Raw genomic sequence first — 5,762 nt, forward strand, 5'->3', positions numbered from 1 at the left:
CGCTCCAAGGTGAGGGAGTTGGGCAGGATCAGATCGCACATGGCCGCTGTTTCGTCCATGAACGAGGCGAAGCTCACCTTGAAGGGGATTTTTTCCAGGGCTGCGGCCATGGCCCCGGACTGCGGGAGGCCGTAGGCCGGGTTGGCGGCATAGACGAAAAGCACCTCGGGGGCGGCGGCCTTGCCCTCGCCGACGCCTTTCAGGAAGCCGGGAAGATCCCGGGCCAAAATCTCCGAAGGCGTCTCCGCGCCCGGGAACACTGCGGCAAGCTCGGGCAGGGCCATGACCCCGCCGGGCTTGTTCATGCGGCCAAGCAGCATGTTCAGGCTCATGCCCGCGATGAAGGCCCCGGGGCCCATGCCCTGTCCCATTTCGGAACCGGGGATGACCAGGGGGGCCTTGGCGGCGGCCAGGTTCTTGGCGATACCGGCCAGAACCTCGGGCCCGACGCCGATCAGCTTGGCGACCTTGTCCGGAGAATAGTTGGCCTCAACAAGTTTTTTGAAGTCGGCCATGTCGGCCGCATCCGTGGTCGCTCCCGCCTTGAGCAGATGCCAGGCGATGCCCAGGGCCAACGTGCCCAGGTGGGCGGAGGCCACGGGAACCCAGGCGTCGCTCACCGATCCGGTGTGGTTGCGCACCGGCCCGGCGTAGGCGTACTTGGCGGTCTGGTCCTTGCCCAGCGGATGCGTGGCGCAAAAGGCCTTGCGGTTGCGCACCGAGACGCCCGAGCCCTCGAAGATGTCCGAGCCCAGGATTAGGACGCAGTCGGCGTTGTCGATGTCGAAACCCACCCGACCCTGACCGCCCATGAGTTTGAATCCGGCGGCGGCGGGCCCGGCCTCGCCCGGCATGGCGTACATGGCGGCGGAACCGACCTTGGCCAGGAAGGCGGAAAGCGCCTCGCCGACCGTGCCGCCCACGTCGCCGCTGATGCAGGCCACCTTGTTTCCGGCGGCCTTGCACTTGGCCATCAGCTCCGTCTGGGCCTGCTCCCAGGTGATGGGCTCGAATTTCCCGCCGGACTTGCGCATGGGCGTGCGCACCCGGGCGGGGCTGTAGAGCATGTACACCTCGGAGGCCCCGATGGGCGACACGCCGCCCTGGCTGAGCGGATGCTCGGGATTGCCGTACGCCGTAATGGGCTTGCCCCCGGCCAGGGCCACCTTGAGGCCGGTCCCCGAAGGACACAGCTTGCTGGCGGTCGTGGCGAAGGTCACCTCGCCCCGCGGCACCCGGGGAATCCAGGGCCAGTTTTGGGTCCATATGGCGGCGTCATCCGCCAATTTCCAGGGAATGGGGGTGAACAGCGTACCGACGGCGCCACCCGCCACGAGTCCGATGAAAGCTCTGCGATCAAGTCCCACTTTTCTCCCCCCTTATTTGTGGCAGACGTAGCAGGCGTTGCTGGCGCCCATCTGGGCATGGCACCGTTCGCACTCCCACATCTTCATGGTCTGCTTGCTGTAGCCGCTAAGCCTGTTTTCATGATACGGCGGCGGGGAATCCATGTTGGCCACGTCGGGATGGCACGTGGTGCATTCGAACCCCGTGTGAGCGGCATGGGAGAAGAAGACGTTGTCCGGCTGGTACTGGTAGACGAGCCAGGGAACCTCGATGCCGGGTTTGGCGTAATCCTTGACGAACTTGTCGATTTCCTTTTCGGCGTCCGTCGCGCCGCCGGTCTCGTCAGGATGACACTCGGCACAGGAGGCCGTGCTCGGCAGCCCCAGGAACTGCCCCGTCTCGGAGAACGTGTGACAGCTTTCACAGTCCAGCCCCTGTTCGGCGTGCACCTTGTGGCTGAACAGGATGGGCTGGGTTTTCTGGCTGAAAAGAAGCTGTGGGAAAACCCACCAGCCGACGACGAGCGCACCCACGAAACCGACCAGAAAGAGCAACACGACGCCGCCGACGCCGCCCGCCTTGTTCGATTGTCTTTCCTCCATAATCCCCTGCCCCGTTCGTTGTGGTTCACATAGCATTTCGATAGTACCTACGGCACCGCGCTTTTTAAGCAAGAGCCACGCGCTGTGTCAAGGACAAATGAAAAAATTCACGAATACTTAGAGAGGAATTCGGCCTGCGGCGCATCCATGGCCCAGCGCCCGGCGGCCAAAAGCCCCGTCCGGCCTCACCCCCCGTCCGGCCGTTTTGGCGCCGCATCGCCTTCCGGGCTGTCCGCCCCGCCCACCCGGCGGCCATACACATCGTCGTAGCGCACGATGTCGTCCTCTTCCAGATACGGCCCGCTCTGGATCTCGATGATCTCGACGAGCACTTTGCCGGGGTTGGACAACCGGTGCTCCGTGGTCTTGGGAATGTCCACGGACTGGTTCTCGGCGAGCAAAAAAATCCGCTCCCCGAGCTGCACCTCGGCCGTCCCGGCAATGACCACCCAATGCTCGCTGCGGTGGTGGTGCATCTGCAGGCTCAGCCGCGCCCCGGGCGACACCTCGATGCGTTTGATCTTGTATCCCGGCCCCTCCTCCAGGACCGTGTAGCTGCCCCAGGGACGCCGCACGGTGACATGGGCCTCGACCAGCGGACTCCCTTCGGCCGCCAGCGCCGCCACCACGTCCTTGACGCCCTGCTGCCGCGACATGGGACAGGCCAGGGTGGCGTCCCGGGTCTGGACCACGATCATGTCCCGAAGGCCGGTCACGGCCAGTTTGCCGCCCCGGGAAACCAGCAGGCTGTCATGGCAGTCCAGGGCCAGGACGTCCCCCTGGACCACGCAGCCGTTTTGATCCTTGACCCCCAGGCGGTACACGGCCGCCCAGTTGCCCAGGTCGTCCCAGTCGAAACCGGCGTCGATCACGGCCAGGCGGTTCATCTGCTCAAGCAACCCGTAGTCCACGGACAGCTCGGGAATGCCGCCATAGCCCCGGATCAACGGTTTTTCATGGCGCGCCCGCCACCAGGCGAAATGCGCCGGGGCATGCTTTTCCACGGCCGCGAGAAAAATGTCCGCCCTAAAAAGAAACATGCCCGTGTTCCACAGATGCACGCCGCCCGCGACCATGGACCGGGCCATCTCCAGATCGGGCTTTTCCGTAAAGCCGTCCACGGCAAAGGCCCCGTCGCCCAGGGCGGCCCCCCGGCGGATATAGCCGTAGCCGGTCTCGGGCGTGTCGGCCCGGGCTCCGAAGGTGACCAAAAAGCCCTTCCGGGCCAGGGCCTCGCCGCGCTCGATGCACTTTTTCCAGGCGGCCACGTCCCCCACCATGTGATCGGACGGGAACACGCCCACCACGACGCCGCTTTGGGCCTCGGGAGAAACATCGCCAAGGATGCGGTCAAGGGCCAGCAGGACGGCCGGGAGGGTGTTTTTGCCCATGGGTTCGGCCAGGATGTTGCCTTCAAGCCCGGGGTCCACGCGGCGCAACTGGCCGCGCACCTCGAAGACATGCTCCTCGTTGGTCACCACCCAGGTTCCCCGGGCCGGAAAGACGCTCAGGATCCGGGCCAGGGTGTTCTGAAGCAGGGTCTTCTCCCCGTTTATGGCCAGGAGCTGCTTGGGCAGAAGGGTCCGCGACAGGGGCCACAGCCGCGTTCCGGAGCCTCCGGCCAGGATGATGGCCTGGGCGCCTGGCGCTGGCTGCGCCCCCGCCGTTTGTGCGATGTCCACGGTCTGGCCCATGGCAGGCTCCTTCACGGTTGCGGGTTGGCCATGGCTTATGCCGCGGCCCATACCGACAAAACCTTGCCCGGACAGTCGGCCCGGCCCCAAAAAACGGCCGTCCCGGCCGCAGACGGCGTCGCCCTATCCGGCGAAAACGAACGGCGAATCGATGTCGCAAAGCCTGGGCAGGGCCGCGTCCTTGCCGGACAAAACCGGTTCGGTCACCGGCCAGGGCACGCCGATGTCCGGATCGTTCCAGGCCACCCCTCCGTCGTGGGCCGGGGAATAGTAGGCGTCCACCTTGTACTGGAACTCGGCCACGTCGGTTAAGGTCACATAGCCATGGGCGAACCCGGCCGGGACCATGAGCCGCTTGAAATTCTCCTCGGAGAGGGTAAGGCCGTACCATTTGCCGAAGGTGGGGGAACCCTTGCGGATGTCCACCACGGCGTCGAAGACCGCCCCCCGGGTGACCCACACCAGCTTGGCCTGGGCCGTCGGCGGCGACTGGAAGTGCAGCCCGCGCAAGACGCCTTTGGTATTGGAGCGGGCATGGTTGTCCTGGACGAAATCGTAGTTCAGGCCGAGTTCGGCGAAGAGGCGGCGATTGTACGTTTCGGTGAAAAACCCGCGATGGTCGCCGAAAACCTTGGGTTCGAGCACGCAAAGACCTGGGAAATCCGTGGGAGTGACCTGCACCATCCGCTCCTTGGCATGACATGAAGTCGCGGCCCGCCCGCATTGCCGGGTAAGCCGCGCGGGCCCACAGGTAACCGATTTCACGCCCCGTCACAACCGCCCGCCGCCGCTACGCGGCCAGCTTCCTGGGCCGCCGCCCGTTCATCGGCGTGGTAGGAACTGCGCACCAGGGGCCCGCTAAACATCCCGGCCACCCCGATGTCCCGGCCGAAGGCGGCCAGTTCCGCGAATTCGTCGGGGTGGACGTAGCGCACGGGCTCGGGATGCCGCCTGGAGGGGCGCAGGTATTGGCCCACGGTGATCATGGCGCACCCGGCCCGGGCCAGGTCCGTAATCACCCGGCGGGCCTGGTCCGGACTCTCCCCGAATCCGAGCATGAACCCGCTTTTGACCCGCATGCCCGGCCGGGACGCGGCCCGGCGCAGTACGGCGAGGCTCCTGTCGTAGTCGGCCTGGGGACGCACCAGGGGATAGAGCTCCGGCACGGTCTCCACGTTGTGGTTGAAGATGTCCGGGGCCGCGTCCAGAACCACGTCCAGGGATGCGGCGCTTCCCGCGAAATCCGGGGTCAGAAGCTCCACCCCGGCCCCGGGCAGGATCTCGCGCAGCCGCGCGGTCACGGCCGCAAAATGTCCGGCCCCGCCGTCGGGCAGGTCGTCGCGGGTGACCGAGGTGACCACCACATGCCGGACCCCGAGCTCCAGGGCGGCCCGGGCCACCCGCTGGGGCTCGTCCGGGTCCGGGGGGGACGGGGCGCCCGAGGCGATGTTGCAGAAGGTGCAGTTCCGGGTGCAGCGTTCGCCAAGGATCAGGAAGGTGGCCGTGCCCCGGGAATAGCACTCGAAGATGTTGGGGCAGCGGGCGTTTTTGCACACGGTGCACAGGCCGTGGGCGGCCACCAGGGAGGCCGTGCGGGAGAAATCCGCGCTGCGCGGCAGCCCCACCTTAAGCCAGGGCGGCAGGCGTTTGCCCCTCGCCGACGCGCTCGATGACAGTGGATCAGCGGTCATGGTCACGGCCCGTATCCTTGGTGCGGGAGGACGCCCTCCCGGCGGATGAAGAGGATTTTCTCCCGCCTGGCCGACCGACCGGAGGCTTTTTGGCGGGGGAATCGCCGCGCGGCGTTTTTTTGGGCCCGGACGCCCCCCGGGAGGACTTCGCCCGTTCAGGGGCCCCCGCCGGGGCCTTGCCCCGGGCCGGGCCGGGGCGTGACTTTCTCCCGGATTCCCGCTCGGGATGCTCCTGCGGGCGGGCGCCTCCCTGGTTCGACCCGGCCGGGTTGTTCCTTCTGTCGGACGCCTTCTCTTTGCGGCCCGATCCGGCGGGTTTCCTGTCGCGATCCGCTCCTGCGGCCCCCCCTGCGGCGTGGGAACCGGGCCGTTTCTCCCGGGTCCGGCCCGGGGCCCGGGCGTCGCCGTCCGGACGGGTGTCCTTGTCG

The 5,762-nt window shown here is 66.8% G+C and carries 5 protein-coding genes; all 5 read right to left on the bottom strand.

Features of this window, described 5'->3' with window-relative positions:
- On the bottom strand, nt 1-1,367 hold a 1,367-nt coding region (gene qrcB / locus V3572_RS04550), incomplete at its 3' end, for a menaquinone reductase molybdopterin-binding-like subunit QrcB (protein WP_332109797.1).
- Nucleotides 1,368-1,379: 12 nt separating this feature from the next.
- Nucleotides 1,380-1,949 (bottom strand): menaquinone reductase multiheme cytochrome c subunit QrcA, encoded by a 570-nt coding sequence (gene qrcA / locus V3572_RS04555; protein WP_332109798.1) that lies wholly within the window; start codon nt 1,947-1,949, stop codon nt 1,380-1,382.
- Between the two features lie 185 nt (nt 1,950-2,134).
- Nucleotides 2,135-3,643 carry a mannose-1-phosphate guanylyltransferase/mannose-6-phosphate isomerase gene (locus tag V3572_RS04560; protein WP_332109799.1) on the bottom strand — a complete coding sequence of 503 codons (1,509 nt, stop codon included), beginning with the start codon at nt 3,641-3,643 and terminating at the stop codon, nt 2,135-2,137.
- 123 nt (nt 3,644-3,766) lie between these two features.
- Nucleotides 3,767-4,327, bottom strand: a complete 561-nt coding sequence (gene rfbC / locus V3572_RS04565; protein WP_442877352.1) for a dTDP-4-dehydrorhamnose 3,5-epimerase — start codon at nt 4,325-4,327, stop codon at nt 3,767-3,769.
- 77 nt (nt 4,328-4,404) lie between these two features.
- Nucleotides 4,405-5,334 (bottom strand): lipoyl synthase, encoded by a 930-nt coding sequence (gene lipA / locus V3572_RS04570; RefSeq protein ID WP_332109800.1) that lies wholly within the window; start codon nt 5,332-5,334, stop codon nt 4,405-4,407.
- Nucleotides 5,335-5,762: the final 428 nt, after the last annotated feature.

The sequence above is a fragment of the Desulfolutivibrio sp. genome (assembly GCF_036584575.1).
Classification (GTDB): domain Bacteria; phylum Desulfobacterota; class Desulfovibrionia; order Desulfovibrionales; family Desulfovibrionaceae; genus Desulfolutivibrio.

Bases quoted from the DNA above. Each gene is read 5' to 3' on its own strand.
- lipA (WP_332109800.1), bottom strand. From the start codon at position 5,334: ATGACCGCTGATCCACTGTCATCGAGCGCGTCGGCGAGGGGCAAACGC.
- qrcA (WP_332109798.1), bottom strand. From the start codon at position 1,949: ATGGAGGAAAGACAATCGAACAAGGCGGGCGGCGTCGGCGGCGTCGTG.
- V3572_RS04560 (WP_332109799.1), bottom strand. From the start codon at position 3,643: ATGGGCCAGACCGTGGACATCGCACAAACGGCGGGGGCGCAGCCAGCG.
- rfbC (WP_442877352.1), bottom strand. From the start codon at position 4,327: ATGGTGCAGGTCACTCCCACGGATTTCCCAGGTCTTTGCGTGCTCGAA.